The sequence below is a fragment of the Citrobacter freundii complex sp. 2024EL-00216 genome (assembly GCF_043945515.1).
GTDB lineage: Bacteria > Pseudomonadota > Gammaproteobacteria > Enterobacterales > Enterobacteriaceae > Citrobacter > Citrobacter portucalensis.
Genome location: NZ_JBIMRA010000006.1, coordinates 29534 through 51928 on the forward strand (window position 1 = coordinate 29534; position 22395 = coordinate 51928).

Here is a 22395-nt window from a genome sequence, read left to right on the forward strand (position 1 = left end):
AGGGGTGTGAGTCATATTTTTTGGTAGACAAGGAGAGGCGCGTGAGGCGATTGCCGGGGATTTTACTGCTCACTGGAGCCGCATTCGTTGTCATCGCAGCGCTGCTGGTCAGTGGACTGCGCCTTGCGTTACCTCATCTTGATAGCTGGCGTCCGGCCATTCTTGGCAAGATTGAATCCGCCACAGGTCTACCTGTTTCCGCCAGCCAGCTTTCTGCCAGCTGGCAAAATTTCGGTCCTACGCTTGAAGCGCGTAATATCCATGCGCAGCTGAAAGATGGGGGAGAATTTTCGGTAAAACGCGTCACGCTGGCGCTGGATGTCTGGCAAAGTTTGCTGCACATGCGCTGGCAGTTTCGCGATCTCACCTTCTGGCAACTGCAGTTGCGCACCAATACTCCTATCCAGCGCAGCGAAGGCGGAGATGGGATTGAAACCGGCCATCTCAGCGATCTCTTCCTGCGTCAGTTTGATCATTTCGATCTACGCGACAGCCATATCAGCTTTATAACCCTCTCAGGTCAACGTGCTGAACTGGCGATCCCACAGCTTACCTGGTTGAATGGTAAAAATCGGCATCGCGCCGAGGGTCAGGTCAGTCTCTCCAGCCTGACCGGACAGCACGGCATTATGCAGGTGCGTATGGATCTGCGTGATGACGAAGGGCTGTTGAATAACGGTCGAGTCTGGCTGCAGGCAGACGACATCGACGTCAAACCGTGGCTGGGCAAATGGATGCAGGATAATGTCGCGCTACAAACCGCGCGTTTTAGCCTGGAAGCATGGATGACGATCAGCAAAGGCGTCGTTTCTGGTGGCGATGTCTGGCTGAAAAAAGGCGGGGCAAGTTGGCTGGGTGAAAATCGTACGCACACGCTCTCCGTCGATAATCTGACGGCGCACATCAGCCGTGAAGAGCCGGGCTGGCAATTCTCTATTCCCGATACGCGTATCACCATGGATGATAAGCCCTGGCCGAGCGGGGCATTAACGCTGGCCTGGATCCCTGAGCAGGAAGTCGGTGGCGAGAATAACAAACGCAGTGATGAGCTACGCATTCGCGCCAGTAATCTGGAATTGGCCGGGTTAGAAGGACTGCGTCCGATGGCGTCCAGGTTATCGCCTGCGCTGGGTGATATCTGGCGGGCCACGCAACCCAGCGGCAAAATAGATGTGCTTGCGCTGGATATCCCGTTACAGGCGACAGAAAAAACCCGCTTCCTGTCCTCGTGGACCGATTTGGCCTGGAAACAGTGGAAGCTGCTGCCGGGGGCAGAACATTTCTCCGGTACGCTTGCGGGCAGCGTTGAAAATGGGGCGCTTACCGCCTCCATGAAACAAGCAAAAATGCCGTATGAAACCGTCTTCCGCGCGCCGCTGGAAATAGAGAACGGCGTGGCGACGCTAAGCTGGCTGAAGAATGATAAAGGCTTCCAGTTAGACGGGCGCAACATTGATGTTAAAGCGAAAGCGGTACATGCGCGCGGTGGTTTTCGCTATCTGCAACCGGCTGATGATGAGCCATGGTTGGGCATTCTGGCCGGTATCAGCACCGACGATGGCTCCCAGGCCTGGCGCTATTTCCCGGAAAACCTGATGGGTAAGGATCTGGTTGACTACCTCAGCGGCGCTATTCAGGGCGGCGAAGCGGATAACGCCACGCTGGTGTATGGCGGTAACCCGAATCTGTTCCCGTATCTGCACAATGAAGGGCAGTTTCAGGTCCTGGTGCCGCTACGCAATGCGAAATTTGCTTTCCAGCCCGACTGGCCTGCGCTAACCGATCTTAATATCGAACTAAACTTCATTAACGATGGCCTGTGGATGAAGACGGATAGCGTCAATCTAGGCGGCGTGAAGGCCAGTAACCTGACGGCTAATATTCCCGACTATGCAAAAGAAAAGCTGCTGATTGATGCCGATATCAACGGGCCAGGCAAGGCGGTTGGACCTTATTTTGATGAGACTCCGTTGAAGGATTCTCTCGGCGCCACGCTGGAACAGTTGCAAATTGACGGTGATGTGAATGCTCGCTTACATCTTGATATTCCGCTAGACGGCTCGCTGGTTACCGCCAAAGGCGACGTCAACCTGCGTAATAACAGCTTGTTTATTAAACCACTCGACAGCACGCTGAAGAATTTGAATGGTAAATTCAGCTTTATCAACGGCGATCTGAAGAGCGAGCCGATGACGGCGAACTGGTTTAATCAGCCGCTGAACGTCGACTTCTCCACCACCGAAGGGGCGAAAGCCTATCAGGTAGCCGTGAACTTGCAAGGCGACTGGCAGCCAACCCGCATGGGGATTTTACCGGCGCAGGTCAACGATGCCTTAAGCGGTAGCATGGCGTGGAATGGCAAGGTGGGTATCGATCTTCCGTATCATGCCGGGCCGACCTACGACATTGAGCTAAAGGGTGACCTGAAGAATGTAAGTAGTCACTTACCTGCTCCGCTGAATAAAGCGCCCGGTGAAGCGTTGCCGGTGAATGTTAAGGCCAACGGTAATCTGCGCAGCTTTGAACTGACCGGCAATGCTGGCAGTAAGAACCACTTTAACAGCCGCTGGTTGCTGAATCAGAAACTGACGCTTGACCGCGCTATCTGGACGTCGGAAAGCCGTACTGTGCCCGCGTTACCCGATCAGCAAGGCATTGAGCTTAATCTTCCCCCTATGGATGGCGCGCAATGGCTGGCGTTGTTCCAAAAAGGCGCAGCGGATAACGTTGGCACTAATGCCAACTTCCCACAACGCATCACCGTGCGTACGCCATCATTATCCCTGGGCGGTCAGCAGTGGAATAATTTGAGTATTGTGTCTGAGCCTGCGAGCAATGGCTCCATCGTGCAGGCGCAGGGTCGTGAAATTAATGCCACGCTGGCGATGCGCAATAATGCGCCATGGCTGGCCAATATTAAGTATCTTTATTACAACCCCAGCGCGGCGAAAGCGTCACCGGGCAACACATCAGCCTCGCCGTTTTCCGCCGTGGACAACTTCAGCTTCCGCGGCTGGCCTGACCTTCAGTTACGCTGTGCCGAGTGCTGGATGTGGGGACAGAAATATGGGCGCATTGATGCCGATGTAGCAATTAAAGGCGACACGCTAACGTTGAGCAACGGTCTGTTGGATACGGGCTTTGCCAGACTGACCACCGATGGCGTGTGGGTGAATGCGCCGGGCAAAGAGCGAACGTCACTGAAGGGTAAACTGAGCGGTAATAAAATTGACTCTGCGGCCAGTTTCTTTGGCGTATCGACCCCGATTCGTAATTCTTCGTTCAACGTGGAGTATGACCTGCACTGGCGTAACCCGCCGTGGGATCCGGACGAAGCATCGCTGAATGGGATTTTGCGTACCCGGTTGGGCAAAGGTGAGCTTACCGAACTCAGTACCGGGCATGCGGGGCAACTGTTGCGACTGCTGAGCTTTGATGCGTTGCTACGTAAACTACGTTTTGATTTTAGCGATACCTTCAGTGAAGGTTTCTATTTCGACTCGATTCGCAGCACGGCGTGGATTAAAGATGGTGTGATGCATACCGACGACACGCTGGTGGATGGTCTGGAGGCAGACATTGCGATGAAAGGCTCAGTGAACCTGGTCCGTCGGGAGCTGGATATGGAAGCCATTGTCGCGCCTGAAATTTCTGCCACCGTAGGGGTTGCCGCTGCGTTTGCTGTCAACCCGATTGTCGGCGCGGCGGTATTTGCTGCCAGTAAGGTTCTGGGGCCATTATGGAGCAAAGTTTCGATTCTGCGCTATCGCATCACCGGTCCGGTCGATAAACCGCAGATTAACGAAGTTCTGCGTCAGCCGCGCAAAGAAAGCCAGCAATGATTTGACGGGGGCAAGTAATTGCCCCAATCTCAGTACATAGTATTGCCGGATGGAGCAGCGCTTATCCGGCCTACAGTAGCCTAACAACGTAGGCCGGATAAGGCGTTTTTGCCGCCATCCGGCAGAATTAAATGAGTAACCAAAACGATGAGTCTGAACCTGGTAAGTGAACAATTGCTAGCGGCGAATGGCCTGAAACATCAGGATCTGTTTGCCATTCTGGGCCAACTGGCCGAACGCCGTCTTGACTACGGCGATCTCTATTTTCAGTCGAGCTATCACGAATCCTGGGTTTTAGAAGACCGCATCATTAAAGACGGCTCTTACAATATCGATCAGGGTGTTGGCGTGCGCGCCATCAGCGGCGAAAAAACAGGGTTTGCCTATGCAGACCAGATCAGCCTGCTGGCGCTGGAGCAAAGTGCTCATGCTGCCCGTACTATCGTGCGTGACAGCGGTGACGGCAAAGTAAAAACGCTGGGAGCGGTTGAGCATCAGGCGCTTTACACTTCGGTTGATCCGTTACAGAGCATGAGTCGCGAAGAGAAACTGGATATTCTGCGTCGCGTTGATAGCGTGGCCCGTGCCGCCGACAAACGCGTCCAGGAAGTAACCGCCAGCCTGACCGGTGTTTATGAACTGATCCTGGTAGCAGCGACCGACGGTACGTTGGCCGCTGACGTTCGCCCGCTGGTACGCCTGTCCGTAAGCGTCCAGGTCGAAGAGGACGGTAAGCGCGAGCGCGGTGCCAGCGGTGGTGGCGGTCGTTTTGGCTATGACTATTTCCTTGGCGACCTTGATGGTGAAGTCCGTGCTGACGCGTGGGCGAAAGAAGCCGTACGCATGGCGTTAGTTAATTTGTCCGCGGTAGCAGCGCCTGCTGGTACGCTGCCGGTAGTACTCGGCGCTGGCTGGCCTGGCGTTCTGCTGCATGAAGCGGTCGGTCATGGTCTGGAAGGTGACTTTAACCGCCGTGGTACCTCGGTATTCAGCGGTCACATGGGTGAGCTGGTGGCGTCGGAACTGTGTACCGTTGTGGATGATGGCACAATGGCGGACCGTCGTGGCTCTGTGGCTATTGATGATGAAGGCACACCGGGTCAGTACAACGTGCTGATCGAAAACGGTATTCTGAAAGGCTACATGCAGGACAAACTGAACGCGCGCCTGATGGGCGTCGCGCCAACGGGTAACGGTCGCCGTGAATCTTACGCGCACCTGCCGATGCCACGCATGACCAACACCTACATGCTGCCGGGGAAATCCACGCCGCAGGAAATCATCGAATCCGTTGAATACGGCATTTATGCGCCTAACTTCGGCGGCGGCCAGGTGGATATCACCTCCGGGAAATTCGTGTTCTCGACGTCTGAAGCGTATCTGATTGAAAACGGTAAAGTAACCAAACCGGTGAAAGGCGCGACGCTGATTGGGTCTGGTATCGAAGCGATGCAGCAGATTTCAATGGTAGGTAACGACCTGAAGCTGGATAACGGGGTTGGTGTGTGCGGTAAAGAAGGGCAGAGCCTGCCGGTGGGCGTGGGCCAGCCGACGCTGAAGGTGGATAACCTGACGGTGGGTGGTACTGCATAACATCATGATGTATGCCCGATAAGCACCAGCGCTATCGGGCATCTTTCCGGACGCGGCGTCAACGCCTTATCCGGCCAATACTCTTTTTATTTCTCTTTTCCCCGGCCGTACATCCCCTGAAAAAGCTGCGCTACATCGACAAAATACTCCGTCAGATAGTTAATCACCACCTGGACCTTGAGCGGCAGTTTGTCTTTTTCGGTATATAGCGCATAGACCGGACGCGGATCCGACTGGTAGCGGGGAAGGAGGATCTCCACTTCGCCACGATTGATCTCATTGATCACCCACATCAGCGGCACATAGGCAATGCCCGCACCCGCAGCCAGCCAGCGCACCAATGTCATCGGATCGTTAGTCACAAAACGACCCTCTGGGATCAGGCGGGTGGAAATTCCTTCCGGAGCGATAAGCTCGAATTCATTATCCGGGCGCACGCTGTATTCCAGCCACGAGTGGTTGCTGAGATCGGCGGGTTTCTCCGGGGCACCAAACTGTGCGAGATAGCTTTTAGCCGCGCAGACTACCATCGGCATGGCACCCAGGCGACGCGAGAACAGACTGGAGTCCTGCAACGCACCGACGCGGATAACCACGTCCAGACCATCGGCAATTAAATCCGGGGCCGGGATGCCTGTTACCAGATTTACCGTCAGACCGGGGTATTCCTTCAGCATTGTCGCGGTCAATCCGGCGAGGACATTTTGTGCCATGGTTGAAGAACAACCAATGCGCAGCGTGCCGATGGGCGTGTTGTTAAAGGCATAAAGCTGCTCGTGAACATCCTGCGCTTCGTGCAGCATTCTCCGGCAGCCCTGGTAGTAAATTTTACCGGCTTCGGTCAGCCCAATGCTGCGTGTACTGCGGTTTAGCAGCTTAACCTGTAGCTCATCTTCCAGTTTGGAGACCGTCTGGCTTATCGATGAAACGCTCATTTGTAGCTGTCTTGCGGCGGCGGTGAAGGAGCCCAGTTCGACGACTTTGGCGAACACCGACATACGTTTTAATCGTTCCATTGTTCACTCTGGCTTAAAAGTGATTTAGATCACATAATATAGATAACAGCATAACAGTTACGTTAATATATTATTATTCAAATAACAGCTATGTCGCTCTCGCCTGGCTCATCCTTGCCCTTCTCTGCGGTGACATACGCTAGAAAATCTATCACCTGCACTCTCTTAAGTTACCAAGGTCAACATGAGTCTGTTTCCCGTTATCGTGGTGTTTGGTTTGTCCTTCCCACCGATTTTTTTCGAATTACTTTTGTCACTGGCGATTTTCTGGCTGGTGCGCCGGATGCTGGTTCCAACCGGCATCTATGATTTTGTCTGGCATCCGGCTCTGTTTAACACCGCGCTGTATTGCTGCCTGTTCTATTTAATAACGCGCCTGTTCGTTTGAGGTTGAAGTGAAAACACTAACAAAAAAACTCTCCCGTACGGCCACGACTCTCGTACTGGTCATTCTGGCCTTCATCGCTATTTTTCGCGCATGGGTGTATTACACCGAGTCGCCATGGACACGTGATGCGCGTTTCAGCGCGGAAGTTGTCGCTATTGCGCCGGATGTTGCGGGTCTTATTTCCAACGTTAACGTCCATGATAACCAACTGGTGAAAAAGGATCAGATTCTGTTCACCATCGATCAGCCACGCTACAAAAAAGCCCTTGAGCAGGCCGAAGCTGATGTTTCTTATTATCAGGTTCTGGCCCAGGAAAAACGCCAGGAGGCTGGTCGTCGTAACCGCCTGGGCGTGCAGGCCATGTCTCGTGAAGAGATTGACCAGTCAAACAACGTCCTGCAAACCGTATTACACCAGCTTGCGAAAGCACAAGCGACCCGCGACCTGGCAAAATTAGATCTGGAACGTACCGTCATTCGCGCACCAGCAGACGGTTGGGTCACTAACCTGAACGTCTATAGCGGCGAATTTATTACGCGTGGTTCCACAGCGGTGGCGCTGGTCAAGCAGCATTCTTTCTATGTGCTGGCCTATATGGAGGAAACCAAACTGGAAGGTGTTCGCCCTGGATATCGAGCTGAGATCACCCCGCTTGGCAGTAATAATGTCTTAAAAGGCACCGTTGATAGCGTGGCGGCGGGGGTAACAAATGCCAGCAGTACGCAGGATGCAAAAGGTATGGCGACCATTGATTCAAATCTGGAATGGGTGCGCCTGGCGCAGCGTGTACCGGTGCGAATCCGCCTTGATGAACAGCAGGGAACTCTGTGGCCTGCCGGGACAACGGCTACCGTTGTCATTACCGGTAAACAGGACCGTGATGCCAGCCAGGAGTCCTTCTTCCGTAAAATGGCGCACCGCCTGCGCGAGTTTGGTTAATCGCGATGGGTATTTTCTCCATTGCCAATCAGCATATCCGCTTTGCGGTAAAACTGGCGTGCGCGATTGTACTGGCGCTGTTCGTTGGTTTTCACTTCCAACTTGAGACTCCGCGTTGGGCGGTGCTGACTGCAGCCATTGTGGCGGCAGGCCCGGCCTTTGCTGCCGGTGGGGAACCCTATTCAGGGGCTATTCGCTATCGCGGCATGCTGCGTATTGTCGGGACATTTATCGGTTGTATTGCCGGACTGATCATTATCATCAGTATGATCCGCGCTCCGTTATTGATGATCCTGGTGTGCTGTATCTGGGCCGGATTTTGTACCTGGATCTCGTCACTGGTGAAGATCGAGAACTCCTATGCCTGGGGGCTTTCGGGCTATACGGCGCTGATCATCGTCATTACCATTCAGGCTGAACCGTTGCTGACGCCACAATTTGCGCTCGAACGTTGCAGTGAAATTGTAATGGGGATTGTCTGCGCCATTGTGGCCGATCTGCTTTTCTCTCCCCGTTCGATAAAACAAGAGATTGATGTTGAGCTGGACAGCCTGCTGGTGGCGCAATATCAACTGATGCAGTTGTGCATTAAGCACGGCGACAGCGAGGTTGTGGATAAAGCCTGGGGCGATTTAGTCCGTCGTACGGCAGCGCTGGAAGGTATGCGCAGTAACCTGAATATGGAGTCTTCACGCTGGGGGCGTGCTAACCGCAGGCTTAAGGCATTGAACACGCTGTCGCTCACGCTTATCACGCAGTCCTGCGAAACCTATCTTATTCAGAATACCCGACCGGAACTGATCACTGATACTTTCCGCGAGTTGTTCGATACGTCGGTTGAAACGGCGCAGGATGTCCACAAACAGCTGAAGCGGATGCGTCGGGTGATTGCCTGGACCGGCGAGCGCGAAACGCCGGTCACCATATACTGCTGGGCGGGGGCCGCGACGCGCTACCTGCTGCTCAAACGTGGTGTGGTGAGTAATACCAAGATTAGCGCTACGGAAGAAGAGATCCTGCAAGGTGAACCGGTGGTGAAAGTGGAGTCTGCCGAGCGTCATCATGCGATGGTTAACTTCTGGCGTACCACGCTTTCTTGTGTGCTGGGTACCTTATTCTGGCTATGGACCGGATGGACCTCCGGCAGCGGTGCAATGGTGATGATTGCGGTCGTCACCTCGCTGGCAATGCGTTTGCCAAATCCTCGCATGGTGGCGATAGACTTTATCTATGGGACGTTGGCAGCGTTACCGCTCGGAGCGCTCTATTTCCTGGTGATTATCCCTAATACGCAACAAAGTATGCTGTTACTGTGCCTGAGCCTGGCGGTGCTGGGATTCTTTCTGGGGATTGAGGTACAGAAACGACGCCTGGGATCGATGGGGGCGCTGGCCAGCACCATTAATATCATTGTGCTGGATAACCCGATGACCTTCCACTTTAGCCAGTTCCTTGATAGTGCGCTGGGGCAGATTGTTGGCTGCGTGTTGGCGTTTATCGTCATTCTGCTGGTGCGTGATAACTCTCGTGACAGAACAGGCCGCGTATTGCTCAACCAGTTTGTTTCGGCGGCGGTTTCAGCGATGACCACCAATGTTGTCCGTCGTAAAGAAAACCATCTTCCGGCACTTTATCAGCAGCTGTTTTTGCTGATGAACAAGTTTCCCGGTGATCTGGCGAAGTTTCGCCTGGCGCTGACGATGATCATCGCGCACCAGCGCCTGCGTGATGCACCGGTACCGGTAAACGAGGATCTATCCGCATTCCATCGTCAGCTTCGGCGTACTGCCGATCACGTAATTTCAGCAGGAAATGACGACAAGCGCCGACGCTACTTTAGCCAGTTACTGGAGGAGCTCGAGGTCTACCAGGAGAAATTAATTATCTGGCAAGCACCGCCGCAGGTGACCGAGCCGGTAAAACGACTCAGTGGGATGCTGCACAAATACCAGCATGCGCTGGTCAGTAATTAAGAGTTGTAAACCGACGCTAAAAGCGTCGGTTTTTTTATGGCTATACTTAGCTGAAAATGCGAGAGACCCCTGGATATTGGCGGTCTGTAGAGTAGCTGGCGTCGGGATGGTGGCTATAGATGAACATCTATACATTTGATTTTGACGAGATAGAAGATCAGGGCGATTTCTACCGCGAGTTCACGCGCACATTCGGTCTGGCCCGGGAAAAGGTGGTTGATTTGGATTCTCTGTGGGAGGTGGTGATCGGGGAAGTCTTACCGCTGCCGCTGGAGATTGAATTTGTCCATTTACCGGACAAGCTGCGCAGGCGATACGGCGCGTTGATTTTACTGTTCGATGAAGCGGAAGAAGAGCTGGAAGGGCAGTTGCGTTTTAATGTTCGTCACTCAATGTAAGACATAAAAAAGCCCCCGGCAGGCGGGGGCAAGTCGTCGGACTTAGACGACGAGGGTTTATTTGTAGAGTTCTGCAGTAGCGTGCCAGTGAGCACCTTCACGGAGTTCGGTGACGCGATAGCTGCTGGCGCCTGCTTTTTCAGCTTTAGCGGCGATGGCCTGACGCATGTCCATTGGTGAACTACCGATCTGAGAGACGGAGACGCTACCGATGGATTGCAGATTCTGTGCTTCTTGTGAGTTCACCTGAGTAACTGCGGCGCTTGCACCGAAGGAGAGAACAGAAAGAAGGCTTAAGGTTGCAATAGTAGTTTTGATTTTCATGATATTTACCTCGTCGAATTCTTTTATTGGGGTCTGTGTTTCGTGACCCTCATCACAAAATCAAGTATACACTAATCACCCAATAAATTAATACCACGCTAATTGTTTCGCTGGGTTTTGAGTGTTAAGAAAATGTTTTTTTATAACTCAATGGAATTAAAAAGAGCATTTCAAACAGCTTATACAAAATAAATTTAATTAAATCATGTAGATGCTTTATTTTGCAAAATGTGCGTTTTTAAGGCTGCATATTCACCATGTGAATGTGTTTTGATGGTTAAACGCACCATTTGTTAAATCAATAGCAGTGGAAAAGAGAAGGAGGGGGATGAAAAGAGAGTGTTTTCCCCCGCCGCGAGGCGACGGGGAGGCGGTATTACAGTTCTTGTTCGAACAGTTCCAGAATGGCTTCGTACAGATCTTTTACCGTAAAACCCTTAGCTGGGGTGGTGAAGATGGTATCGTCACCGGCAATCGTACCCAGGATACCTTCCGCTTTCCCCAATGAGTCCAGCAGACGTGCAATCAACTGAGCAGCGCCAGGGCTGGTATGAATAACCACGACCGCATCGTTATAGTCGATATCCAACACCAGATTTTTCAGCGGGCTGGAGGTCGTGGGTACGCCCAGCTCAGCCGGAAGGCAGTACACCATTTCCATTTTCGCATTGCGGGTACGCACGGCGCCAAATTTGGTCAGCATGCGTGAAACCTTGGACTGATTGATATTATCAAAGCCCTGATCCTGCAACGCGAGGACGATTTCGCCTTGAGAGCTGAACTTTTCTTCTTTAAGTAGCGCTTTAAACGCCTTTACTAATTCTTCTTGTTTTGCCGAGCTTCGCATAAGTCACCCGTAATATGGCGGTAGAAACAACATTATTGTGCATACAGATGAATTTTTATGCAAACAGTCTGCCTTGTTCAAGGCTGAAATAATGTTATGAAAGAGCGGAATTTTATCAAATTTCGTTATCAAGAAACATGCCTGTGTCACGGCTCGCAAATAAGGTTAAAAGTAAATTAAATGTTATCAAATTGATGTTGTTTTGAGAGGCGGGTAGGGTATATTGTCAGCACCTGTTGGAAAGTTGCTCTACTGTGTGGGTGGTTTTGAATTACGTAACTTAGGTTTTATTTTACGTAAGTTAAATGCATAAAAGCCAAATTTGCGTGACTACGCATTCTTGACGCGTGGTTGTTGTATTCATTGGATTTGTGAATTAAGGTCGCCGCCGCGGAGCAATAGACATTTTGCTTATCAATATAATAAGGAGTTTAGGATGAAAGTTGCAGTCCTCGGCGCTGCTGGTGGTATCGGTCAGGCGCTAGCATTACTGTTAAAAACCCAACTGCCTTCAGGTTCAGAACTCTCCCTGTACGACATCGCTCCAGTAACACCTGGTGTGGCCGTTGATTTGAGCCATATCCCTACTGCTGTGAAAATCAAAGGCTTCAGCGGCGAAGATGCTACCCCTGCACTGGAAGGTGCTGATGTGGTACTGATCTCTGCGGGTGTCGCACGTAAACCGGGTATGGATCGTTCCGACCTGTTCAACGTCAACGCCGGAATCGTGAAGAACCTGGTGCAGCAAGTTGCTAAAACCTGCCCGAAAGCGTGTATCGGTATCATCACCAACCCGGTGAATACTACCGTTGCTATCGCTGCAGAAGTGCTGAAAAAAGCAGGCGTATACGATAAGAACAAACTGTTTGGCGTGACCACGCTGGACATCATCCGCTCCAACACCTTTGTTGCGGAACTGAAAGGCAAACAACCAGGCGACGTTGAAGTTCCGGTTATTGGCGGCCATTCTGGCGTGACCATCCTGCCACTGCTGTCACAAATTCCTGGCGTAAGCTTCACCGAACAAGAAGCAGCTGACCTGACTAAACGTATCCAGAATGCGGGTACTGAAGTTGTGGAAGCCAAAGCCGGTGGCGGTTCTGCAACCCTGTCTATGGGTCAGGCTGCTGCACGTTTCGGCCTGTCCCTGGTTCGCGCATTGAGCGGCGAAAAAGGTGTGGTTGAATGTGCTTACATTGAAGGCGACGGCCAGTATGCTCGTTTCTTCTCTCAGCCGCTGCTGCTGGGTAAAAACGGCGTAGAAGAGCGTCAGTCTATCGGCAAGCTGAGCGCGTTTGAACAAAGCTCGCTGGAAGGCATGCTGGATACGCTGAAAAAAGATATTACTCTGGGCGAAGAGTTCGTTAAGTAACGCGAGAGAGGCCTGCGTGTATTTGTAGGCCTGATAAGCGTAGCGCCATCAGGCATTACGTACTAACTCTCTACGATATCGCCTAATAAAAACCGGAGCCAACATGCTCCGGTTTTTTTATGGTCAGTAGGCCGCCAGACGTGACGTTAATTGGTGGCTGGGTATTCCTGGATCGTTACCTGCAGCGTCAACTGTTTGTCATCACGCATCACGACAACGGAGATAACTGAACCTGGTCGAATCTCTGCCACCTGGTCCATCGTTTCCAGCGCAGACACCGCCGGTTTGTTATTGACCGAGATAATCAGATCGTTAACCTGAATGCCTGCCTGTGCTGCCGGACCATCCGGGGAAACTTCGTTAACCACAATCCCCTGAATTTGATCCATCCCGCCGCCCTGAGCGTGCAGTGGTGCAATTTCGCGACCGCTGATACCGATGTAGCCACGAATCACGCGCCCGTCACGAATCAGCTTATCCATGATTTTAGTCGCCAACTGAAACGGAATGGCAAAACCGATCCCTTCCGGGGTTTCGCCATCGTTGCTCTTATCAAATGACAGCGTGTTAATCCCCATCAATTCACCCAGTGAGTTGACCAGCGCACCGCCGGAGTTTCCGTGGTTGATGGAAGCATCTGTTTGCAGGAAGTTTTGCCGTCCTGTCGGGTTCAGGCCAATTCTACCGGTGGCGCTGATGATCCCCTGAGTGATGGTTTGCCCAAGGTTGTACGGGTTACCGATGGCGAGTACTACGTCACCAATGTGCGGCACGCGTTTGTTATTAATTGGGATTGTTGGCAGCCCGCCAGTGGCGTTGATTTTCAGCACCGCAAGGTCGGTTAACGTATCAGACCCCACAAGCAGCGCTTCAAATACGCGGCCGTCCTGCAATGCGACGATGATTTGGTCGGCATCGTTAATGACGTGCTTATTGGTAATGATATAGCCGCGCTGATCCATGATAACGCCTGAGCCGAGCGTGCGGATCTCAAGCTGGTTGTGCGCGGTACTGTTCATACTGCGGTTATAAACGTTCACAACGGCAGGCGCTGCGCGGCGAACCGCCGAGTTATAGCTGGCAGGCGTTTCATCTGCACTGTCGAACTGCGGTGCGGTAAGCGTATTAATTTTTCGCAGAGAGGGCATCGCGGCCAGCAGGATGGCGCCGACGATTAAACCAATCGCGACCGAACGTAAAAGCTTCACAAACATGATGGCGGCGTCATTAATAAAGGGAACGGCAGCAGCATATCACGAGTTAACCGGACATCACACGAGGGGCTGATGTCCGGTTGCATGCGTTAACGCAGGAGCAGGTAAATACTCTCGTTACCGCGCACCACCTGCAGAGCAATGATCGACGGTTTCGCTTCCAGCACTTTTCGCATTTCGGCGATTGAGTTTACGCGATCGCGGTTAACGCCAATGATAACGTCATCTTTATGCAGACCGGCCTGTGCGGCAGGGCTGCTTTTTTCTACGTTATCAATTCTGATGCCTTTGGTGCCGTCTTTTAACTGACCGTCGCTGAGCGTGGCCCCTTGCAACGCAGGCGCAATCATCTCTGCGCTGGCGGACGATGATGTGCTGGTATCGAGGGTGACTTCAACCTCGAGCGGTTTACCGTTACGCAGCAGGCCCAGTTTGACCTTGGTCCCAGGTTCAGTTGTCGCAATGCGTGAACGCAGTTCGGCGAAGCTGTTGAGCGGTTTACCGTTGAGGCTGGTAATGACGTCACCTGATTTCACCCCTGCTTTTGCGGAGCCGGAGTTAGGCAGAACCTCACTGACAAACGCGCCACGCTGTACGTCCAGTTTGAACGCTTTGGCGATATCCGAGGTCATTTCGGTGCCTTTGATACCCAACAGACCGCGTTTGATTTCACCAAACTGCATCAGCTGCTGTGCCAGCGTACGCGCCATGTTGCTAGGGATTGCAAAACCAATCCCGATGCTGCCGCCGCCGGGGGCCAGAATCGCGGTGTTAATACCGATCAGCTCACCGTTCAGGTTGAGCAATGCGCCGCCGGAGTTACCGCGGTTGATAGAGGCGTCAGTCTGAATAAAGTTTTCCAGACCTTCCAGGTTCAACCCACTGCGACCCAAGGCAGATACAATGCCGGAGGTGGCTGTTTGACCCAAACCGAACGGGTTACCCACAGCCACCGCGAAATCACCCACGCGGAGTTTGTCGGAGTCAGCAATGGCAATTTGCGTCAGGTTGCTGGGGTGCTGAATTTGTAGCAGTGCGATATCGCTCTGATCGTCGCTGCCGATAATCTTAGCGTCGAACTCACGGCCATCATTAAGCTGAACGCTGATTTTTTGCGCCTGATTAATAACGTGGTTATTGGTCAGAACGTAGCCTTTGGCTGCGTCAATGATGACCCCTGAACCCAGCCCTTCAAAGGGTTGTGACGGTTGATCGGGAAGTTCATCACCAAAAAACTTTTTGAACTCTTCCGGGACTTTCTGCCCCTGAGTGGCGGTACCTTCAACCCTTACGCTCACCACTGCAGGTAACACTTTCTCCAGCATCGGAGCGAGGCTGGGAAGCGCAGCCTGACCGGGAACCTGGCCGGGGATAGACGCTGCGGCCGGGAATGGCGCCGAGAGAGTTAACCCGACACTTAACGCTAATGCACTCAACAGCTGGGTTTGTTTTTTCATGGATCCTGCTCTCGTACCTTGAGTAAACGGAAGATGATTCAAAACAGGTTGATGTTATTGAATTTTCGGTTTGGTCACAATGCGGCTAACGACTAAATAATAGCTGGGACAGGAAGAGAAGCGGAGGGCGCAATTGCTGCGCCCAATAAATTTCTTAACGATGTGCGGTTAGTCGCGCTTTGCGCCGCTACGCAGCAGGCCGGATGCCCCTTCAGAATAGTCGCGTGGCATCTGAACCGGCGCCTGATCGTTGCCTGCTTCAGACTCTGCCAGACGATTACGGAACGGGTTGTTTTCCGGCGACATACCCGGCAGCAGGTTGCTGGAGCTTTTCGCCATGTGCTGGTAAATCTGACGATAATCATCCGCCATGTTATCCAGCAATTCAGCGCTGCGGGCAAAGTGGCTCACCAGCTCTTCGCGGTACTCTTCCAGCTCAGCTTTATTTTTTTCCAGTTCGTACTGCAATGCCTGCTGTTGGCGTAATTTACGATTACCAAAACGCATGGCTACAGCACCAATAATGATACCGACGACTAACCCAATTAGCGCATATTCCCAGGTCATGAACATCTCCCGTTGTCTTGTGTTTCCGTAGGGTGTTGGCTTTAGGCTCCATGCCTGCGCCTGATTATGCCACTATAACCGCTAATCCCGTAGAAGTGGAATCCCGTGTTTATATCACGTAATGTAGAACGGCCTTTTTTTCGTCAACCGTGAGCGACGGCACATCGATTCTCAAGGAATAACAATAACATCATGCAAAGCCTTTCCCCGACATCGCGTTACCAGCAAGCCCTCAACGACGGCAGTCATCAACCCGACAACGTACAACTCGAAGCCGTGAATCGACTGGAAACAATTTTCCAGGCGCTTACAACGCCAGCACGTCCTGCGCCGCAGGAGAGTGGACTGATGGCGCGTTTTGGTAAATTGCTGGGCAAGCGTGAGTCACCGATCAACGCACCGGTGCGTGGTTTATATATGTGGGGCGGAGTTGGGCGCGGAAAAACCTGGCTGATGGATCTGTTTTACCATAGCCTGCCCGGCGAACGTAAACAGCGTTTGCACTTTCACCGTTTTATGCTGCGCGTGCATGAAGAGCTTACTGCCTTACAGGGGCAGAGCGATCCGCTGGAAATCATCGCCGACCGCTTTAAGGCCGAAACGGACGTGCTGTGCTTCGACGAATTTTTTGTTTCTGATATCACCGATGCCATGCTGCTTGGCGGCCTGATGAAGGCGCTGTTTGCCCGTGGCATTACGCTGGTGGCGACCTCCAATATTCCGCCAGATGAGCTGTATCGCAACGGTTTGCAACGCACGCGTTTTCTTCCTGCCATTGATGCCATCAAACAGCATTGTGACATCATGAATGTCGATGCCGGCGTCGATTATCGTCTGCGTACCTTAACGCAGGCGCATTTGTGGTTGTCGCCATTGAATGAGGAAACCCGCCAGCAGATGGATAAGCTTTGGCTGGCATTAGCGGGAACCAAAGGTGAACATGCGCCAATGCTGGAGATCAATCATCGTCCGATGCAGACGCTGGCCGTCGAAAACCAAACGCTGGCGGTGTCGTTTAGCACGCTCTGCGTCGATGCCCGGAGTCAGCATGACTACATTGTGCTGTCGCGTCTGTTTCACACGGTGCTGTTGTCTGATGTGCCGGTCATGACCCCGCTGATGGAGAGTGAAGCGCGACGCTTTATCGCATTGGTGGATGAGTTCTACGAACGCCACGTCAAGCTGGTGGTCAGTGCGGCATCACCCCTCTATGAAATTTATCAGGGTGAGCGTCTGAAGTTTGAATTTCAGCGTTGTTTGTCGCGTTTGCAGGAGATGCAAAGCGAAGAGTATCTGAAGCGGGAACATTTAGCCGGTTAAACCTGCCGCAAATCACATAAAGGGGTCGATCTTTGACCCTGACTTCTCTATAATCTTGCGACCCCACGTTACGAGAGAGTTTTTTTCCCAAAACTTTCTATGCGCCGGCATAGGCTATTCGAAGGGGTAGGTTTGCTGGACAATGTCGTGTGAACCTCAACTGACAAAACGTTTGGGTGTTCACCAACGTGTAACTTATTTATTTGGGTAAGCTTTTAATGAAAACTTTTACAGCTAAACCAGAAACCGTAAAACGCGACTGGTATGTTGTTGACGCGACCGGTAAAACTCTGGGCCGTCTGGCTTCCGAACTGGCTCTGCGCCTGCGCGGTAAGCACAAAGCGGAATACACTCCGCACGTAGATACCGGTGATTACATCATCGTTCTGAACGCTGACAAAGTTGCTGTAACCGGCAACAAGCGTACTGACAAAGTGTACTATCACCACACCGGCCACATCGGTGGTATCAAACAAGCGACCTTTGAAGAGATGATTGCTCGCCGTCCTGAGCGTGTGCTTGAAATCGCGGTTAAAGGCATGCTGCCAAAAGGCCCGCTGGGTCGTGCTATGTTCCGTAAACTGAAAGTTTACGCTGGCAACGAGCACAACCACGCGGCACAGCAACCGCAAGTTCTTGACATCTAATCGGGATTATAGGCAATGGCTGAAAATCAATACTACGGCACTGGTCGCCGCAAAAGTTCCGCAGCTCGCGTTTTCATCAAACCGGGCAGTGGTAAAATCGTAATCAACCAACGTTCTCTGGAACAGTACTTCGGTCGTGAAACTGCCCGCATGGTAGTTCGTCAGCCGCTGGAACTGGTCGACATGGTTGAGAAACTGGATCTGTACATCACTGTTAAAGGTGGTGGTATCTCTGGTCAGGCTGGTGCGATCCGTCACGGTATCACCCGCGCTCTGATGGAGTACGACGAATCCCTGCGTGGCGAACTGCGTAAAGCTGGCTTCGTTACCCGTGATGCTCGTCAGGTTGAACGTAAGAAAGTCGGTCTGCGTAAAGCACGTCGTCGTCCTCAGTTCTCCAAACGTTAATTGTACTCTGCTTCGGCAGACGACAATTTGCGAAAAAACCCGCTTCGGCGGGTTTTTTTATCGTTATTTCTCGCCTCAGATCCACGGTAATCCGCTGATTGCCACCTCTTTTTCCCCATTTCAAGAATCGACTCACCACAAAGGTCACAAAATCTGGTAAACTATCATCCAATTTTCTGCCCAAATGTCCGGTATCGTTCATTTTTTGTTTGTATTTTGAACAGTAATGACTTTCCCGAGTCTGGGTGACATCACTTCTGGCTGGCCACTGAGTGGCTGGTAGCAGTAAAAATTCTGAATATACCTGGAGGTTTTCATGGCTGTCGCTGCCAACAAACGTTCGGTAATGACGCTGTTTTCTGGTCCTACTGACATCTATAGCCATCAGGTCCGCATTGTGCTGGCTGAGAAAGGTGTTAGTTTCGAGATTGAGCATGTGGAGAAGGACAATCCACCTCAGGATCTGATCGACCTCAACCCGAATCAGAGCGTACCGACACTGGTGGATCGTGAGCTGACCCTGTGGGAATCTCGCATCATTATGGAATACCTGGATGAGCGCTTCCCGCATCCGCCGCTGATGCCGGTTTACCCGGTTGCGCGTGGTGAAAGCCGCCTGTACATGCAGCGTATTGAAAAAGACTGGTACACGCTGATGAACGTCATCGTGAACGGTTCTGCTTCTGAAGCCGAAGTCGCGCGTAAGCGTCTGCGCGAAGAACTGCTGGCAATCGCGCCAGTATTTGGCCAGAAACCTTACTTCCTGAGCGATGAGTTCAGCCTGGTAGACTGCTACCTGGCGCCTCTGCTGTGGCGTTTACCGCAGCTGGGTATTGAATTCAACGGTGCAGGTTCGAAAGAACTGAAAGGGTACATGACTCGCGTCTTCGAACGTGACTCTTTCCTGGCTTCTCTGACTGAGCCTGAACGTGAAATGCGTCTGGGCCGGGGTTAACCTGTATGGATTTGCCACAGCTAACACCACGCCGTCCGTATCTGCTGCGCGCGTTTTATGAGTGGTTGCTGGACAACCAGCTCACGCCGCATCTGGTGGTGGATGTGACGCTCCAGGACGTGCAGGTTCCAATGGAATATGCGCGTGACGGGCAAATTGTTCTGAATATTGCACCGCGTGCGGTGGGCAACCTGGAACTGGCTAACGATGAAGTGCGCTTTAACGCGCGCTTCGGTGGTGTGCCGCGTCAGGTGTCTGTGCCGTTGGCTGCCGTTCTGGCAATTTATGCACGTGAAAATGGCGCCGGTACGATGTTCGAACCGGAAGCCGCCTACGACGAAGATGTTGCCAGCTTAAATGATGACGACAACGACGCGTCTGGTTTTGAGAGTGAAACGGTCATGTCGGTCATTGATGGCGATAAACCTGATAATGGCGACGACAACGATCCGGATGATACTCCGCCACCGCCTCGCGGTGGGCGTCCAGCGCTGCGCGTAGTGAAATAAGTAGTGAAATAAAAAACAGGCCCTTTGGGGCCTGTTCTGTTTTCTGGCTTTGGTATCAATAAAACAGCGCGATGGTGGCTACCATATTCACCACAAACCCCACTGCCATCGGAATAGCGGTGCGCTTTACCACCTCAAAGGGCGACACGCCGGCAATACCCGATGTCACGACAATTACAGCGGTTATGGGTGACACCGCGCGGGCAAGCGTAGTGGCAAAATGCATCGGCATAATCATTACTACCGCAGGAATATGCAGCCCGGCGGCAATATCCGGAATGAGGCTGGCAAAAGACATAAACGGCGCGTTGCCTGACCCCATGACGATTGCGCAGGCGGCGATGACCACCGCCATGATGATCATCACGCCGATACCGCCAAGACCGGAATGCTCTGCGCCTTTTATTACGGCATCGACTGTCCCGATAGTCGTCAACCCTTTCGCAAAGATTTCACCGGCGACCACCAGGGTGACAACGTTGGCAAACTGTGTCCCCATGCCGTCAAAAAAAGCCTGCACATCATCCATCGTTTCGCGCAAATTATGTTTATGCAGGAATTCAACAAACATAGTCAGCGTCATGCTCATCAACATTACCACCACCAGATTCAACTCTGCTTTCATTAGCCCCATTTGTGCAAGGGCAAGCGAGCCCAGCATCAGGATCAGCGGCATCACCGGCAAAATGGCGTAATAGAGCGGGGGTACGTTTTCCAACGTCTTTTGTTCCGCAAATCCGTTACTTTCCGGTGCGGCTTTTTTATCAAATTGACGCTGAACGAAAAAATGCGCAATGGCGACGGCGACAATGACACACGACGCGACGGGCAACTGGTATTGAAAGAAATAGGTGGCGATTTTCATGCCCGCGACCTGCGCGGCAAAAATAGAGTTGGTTTCCAGAATGCCCCATTCAATCGACATCGAAGTGGCAATGACCGCAACAGCGGATAAACGGCTCACGCCAAGGCTAACCAGCGTTGGGAACAGCGTCACCATCAGCAACATACCTAACCCGGATGCGCTGGTAATGAACTGCGCCATGATCTGACCAATCACATAGGTGGCGGCAAGCACTACATAGGGGGAGCGGATTAGCTTGAGCGGGCGACTTAACAGGCTAACCATCGCTCTGCTGGCCCCCATTCTGTCCATATAACGGGCATAACCGCCCACCGCCATGATTGATAACCCCAGTCCGGCCGCGCGGTTGGAGAGCATACGCAAAATTTCATTGTAAATATCGACCAGTAGATAGCCACTGCTTTTGTCGTTAGCGACCAACGCGCCGTAGCCCAGCCAGACGCCGCAGATCATCAGGAAGATCCCGGCGGCGGCCAGCACGACCTGCGGTTTGTAGTTTTTGAGGATCAGGTAACCCATCGTTAATAAAACGATGACAGAGATAATGATGCCGAACATTGTTTCACTCCATGCCAGAGAAGAAGATAAATCCGGTAATAATGCTGTTGTCAAAACGGATGTTATATTTTTCTGGGCATTTTTTATGGAGTGAATATCTTATTTTTAATTCGATAATGTAATTATTTATCTATATAAAATAGAAGGTTATGATAAATAATCACGTTCATATTCATAATTTTCATGAAGCTATTTAACTCCATTCAATTAAAGTGAGGCAGAAGATACTCGCTTAAAATAATATTGCTGTTACGTATATTATCAATAAGCCAGCCGGATCAGATCGTCCATCATTTCACCCTGCTTTCGATCCTGTGTTAGGATAAACCCGCTGTTGTTTGTCACCACGACTTAGCTGAATGGACCCTATGAACGCATTTGATTCGCAAGCTGAAGACTCTCCATCCACCATTGGCCGTAGCTTACGCAATCGCCCGTTGGCGCGTAAAAAACTGTCTGAAATGGTTGAAGAAGAACTGGAGCAGATGATTCGTCGTCGGGAATTTGGCGAGGGCGAACAGTTGCCGTCTGAGCGGGAGCTGATGGCCTTCTTTAACGTGGGCCGTCCTTCTGTACGAGAAGCGCTGGCCGCGTTAAAACGCAAAGGTCTGGTACAAATCAACAACGGCGAGCGCGCCCGCGTTTCGCGTCCTTCAGCTGATACCATCATCAGCGAGCTGTCTGGTATGGCGAAAGATTTCCTCGCACATCCCGGCGGCATTGCCCACTTCGAGCAGTTGCGACTGTTCTTTGAATCCAGCCTGGTACGATACGCCGCCGAACATGCGACAGATGAGCAAATCGACAGACTGGCTAAAGCACTGGAGATCAACAGCCAGTCGCTCGATGACAATGCGTTGTTCATCCGCTCGGACGTTGATTTTCACCGTGTACTGGCTGAGATCCCGGGCAATCCTATCTTTATGGCTATCCATGTTGCGCTGTTAGACTGGCTGATTGCCGCCCGTCCGACCGTCGCCGATCAAGAGTTGTATGAGCACAACAACGTGAGTTATCAGCAGCATATCGCTATTGTCGACGCAATTCGCCAGCGCGATCCTGAAGAAGCTGACCGCGCACTGCAAGAACACCTCAATAGCGTTTCCGCGACCTGGCATGCCTTCAGCAAAAGTAAAAAGTTGCGTAAGTGATCGCGATCCCGACGATCGTTTAAACACAAAATCATTCAAGTTGCATCAAGG

Annotated in this window: 20 protein-coding genes; 13 read left to right on the forward strand and 7 right to left on the reverse strand. The window is 52.1% G+C overall.

The window, feature by feature from the left end:
• Positions 1-41: 41 nt before the first annotated feature.
• Entirely contained in the window at positions 42-3842 is a 3801-nt protein-coding gene (gene yhdP, locus ACHHZ7_RS09405) for an AsmA2 domain-containing protein YhdP (protein ID WP_060683122.1), read from the forward strand.
• A 147-nt stretch (positions 3843-3989) separates the two neighbouring features.
• Positions 3990-5435, forward strand: coding sequence for a metalloprotease TldD (tldD, locus tag ACHHZ7_RS09410; protein ID WP_003025183.1), 1446 nt, complete (start codon positions 3990-3992; stop codon positions 5433-5435).
• A gap of 86 nt (positions 5436-5521) precedes the next feature.
• Here the strand turns inward: tldD and aaeR are convergent, their stop codons facing one another.
• Positions 5522-6451, reverse strand: a complete 930-nt coding sequence (gene aaeR / locus ACHHZ7_RS09415) for an HTH-type transcriptional activator AaeR (protein WP_008785957.1) — start codon at positions 6449-6451, stop codon at positions 5522-5524.
• Positions 6452-6635: 184 nt separating this feature from the next.
• Here aaeR and aaeX point away from each other — a divergent pair, with 184 nt between their 5' ends.
• The 4 genes from aaeX to ACHHZ7_RS09435 all read left to right on the forward strand — a co-directional run bounded on the left by aaeX (position 6636) and on the right by ACHHZ7_RS09435 (position 10150).
• Complete coding sequence (aaeX, locus tag ACHHZ7_RS09420) at positions 6636-6839, forward strand: p-hydroxybenzoic acid efflux pump operon protein AaeX (RefSeq protein ID WP_003828816.1); 204 nt, start codon at positions 6636-6638, stop codon at positions 6837-6839.
• A 7-nt stretch (positions 6840-6846) separates the two neighbouring features.
• Complete coding sequence (gene aaeA, locus ACHHZ7_RS09425) at positions 6847-7779, forward strand: p-hydroxybenzoic acid efflux pump subunit AaeA (protein WP_003828814.1); 933 nt, start codon at positions 6847-6849, stop codon at positions 7777-7779.
• Between the two features lie 5 nt (positions 7780-7784).
• Positions 7785-9752 carry a p-hydroxybenzoic acid efflux pump subunit AaeB gene (gene aaeB, locus ACHHZ7_RS09430; RefSeq protein WP_060683123.1) on the forward strand — a complete coding sequence of 656 codons (1968 nt, stop codon included), beginning with the start codon at positions 7785-7787 and terminating at the stop codon, positions 9750-9752.
• Between the two features lie 119 nt (positions 9753-9871).
• Positions 9872-10150, forward strand: coding sequence for a hypothetical protein (locus ACHHZ7_RS09435; RefSeq protein ID WP_003025168.1), 279 nt, complete (start codon positions 9872-9874; stop codon positions 10148-10150).
• 57 nt (positions 10151-10207) lie between these two features.
• Here the strand turns inward: ACHHZ7_RS09435 and yhcN are convergent, their stop codons facing one another.
• Entirely contained in the window at positions 10208-10474 is a 267-nt protein-coding gene (gene yhcN, locus ACHHZ7_RS09440) for a peroxide/acid stress response protein YhcN (protein WP_003828812.1), read from the reverse strand.
• A 376-nt stretch (positions 10475-10850) separates the two neighbouring features.
• Positions 10851-11321, reverse strand: a complete 471-nt coding sequence (gene argR, locus ACHHZ7_RS09445; protein ID WP_003025162.1) for a transcriptional regulator ArgR — start codon at positions 11319-11321, stop codon at positions 10851-10853.
• A 436-nt stretch (positions 11322-11757) separates the two neighbouring features.
• Between argR and mdh the strand changes: the two genes are divergently transcribed.
• Positions 11758-12693 (forward strand): malate dehydrogenase, encoded by a 936-nt coding sequence (gene mdh, locus ACHHZ7_RS09450; protein ID WP_060683124.1) that lies wholly within the window; start codon positions 11758-11760, stop codon positions 12691-12693.
• 146 nt (positions 12694-12839) lie between these two features.
• Here the strand turns inward: mdh and degS are convergent, their stop codons facing one another.
• The 3 genes from degS to zapG all read right to left on the reverse strand — a co-directional run bounded on the left by degS (position 12840) and on the right by zapG (position 15931).
• Positions 12840-13907, reverse strand: a complete 1068-nt coding sequence (degS, locus tag ACHHZ7_RS09455; RefSeq protein ID WP_032945146.1) for an outer membrane-stress sensor serine endopeptidase DegS — start codon at positions 13905-13907, stop codon at positions 12840-12842.
• A gap of 89 nt (positions 13908-13996) precedes the next feature.
• Positions 13997-15364, reverse strand: a complete 1368-nt coding sequence (gene degQ, locus ACHHZ7_RS09460) for a serine endoprotease DegQ (RefSeq protein WP_060683125.1) — start codon at positions 15362-15364, stop codon at positions 13997-13999.
• Positions 15365-15532: 168 nt separating this feature from the next.
• A complete protein-coding gene (gene zapG / locus ACHHZ7_RS09465; RefSeq protein ID WP_003025147.1) occupies positions 15533-15931 on the reverse strand; it encodes a Z-ring associated protein ZapG in 399 nt (132 codons plus the stop codon).
• Between the two features lie 192 nt (positions 15932-16123).
• On the opposite strand from zapG, the gene zapE reads away from it, so the two are divergent.
• The 5 genes from zapE to sspB all read left to right on the forward strand — a co-directional run bounded on the left by zapE (position 16124) and on the right by sspB (position 19770).
• Positions 16124-17251: a cell division protein ZapE gene (gene zapE, locus ACHHZ7_RS09470; protein WP_060683126.1), complete on the forward strand. Its 1128-nt coding sequence runs from the start codon at positions 16124-16126 to the stop codon at positions 17249-17251.
• Positions 17252-17469: 218 nt separating this feature from the next.
• The gene (gene rplM / locus ACHHZ7_RS09475; RefSeq protein WP_003025141.1) at positions 17470-17898 is read left to right on the forward strand and encodes a 50S ribosomal protein L13; all 429 of its coding nucleotides are present in this window, start codon (positions 17470-17472) and stop codon (positions 17896-17898) included.
• Positions 17899-17913: 15 nt separating this feature from the next.
• On the forward strand, positions 17914-18306 hold the full coding sequence (gene rpsI / locus ACHHZ7_RS09480) for a 30S ribosomal protein S9 (RefSeq protein WP_003025138.1): 393 nt from the start codon (positions 17914-17916) through the stop codon (positions 18304-18306).
• A 316-nt stretch (positions 18307-18622) separates the two neighbouring features.
• A complete protein-coding gene (gene sspA / locus ACHHZ7_RS09485; protein WP_003025132.1) occupies positions 18623-19261 on the forward strand; it encodes a stringent starvation protein SspA in 639 nt (212 codons plus the stop codon).
• 5 nt (positions 19262-19266) lie between these two features.
• On the forward strand, positions 19267-19770 hold the full coding sequence (gene sspB / locus ACHHZ7_RS09490; RefSeq protein ID WP_003025130.1) for a ClpXP protease specificity-enhancing factor: 504 nt from the start codon (positions 19267-19269) through the stop codon (positions 19768-19770).
• Positions 19771-19825: 55 nt separating this feature from the next.
• Here sspB and dcuC read toward each other — a convergent pair whose 3' ends face one another.
• A complete protein-coding gene (gene dcuC, locus ACHHZ7_RS09495) occupies positions 19826-21193 on the reverse strand; it encodes an anaerobic C4-dicarboxylate transporter DcuC (protein WP_060683127.1) in 1368 nt (455 codons plus the stop codon).
• Between the two features lie 359 nt (positions 21194-21552).
• Between dcuC and nanR the strand changes: the two genes are divergently transcribed.
• Positions 21553-22344 (forward strand): transcriptional regulator NanR, encoded by a 792-nt coding sequence (nanR, locus tag ACHHZ7_RS09500; protein ID WP_060683128.1) that lies wholly within the window; start codon positions 21553-21555, stop codon positions 22342-22344.
• Positions 22345-22395 lie beyond the last annotated feature (51 nt).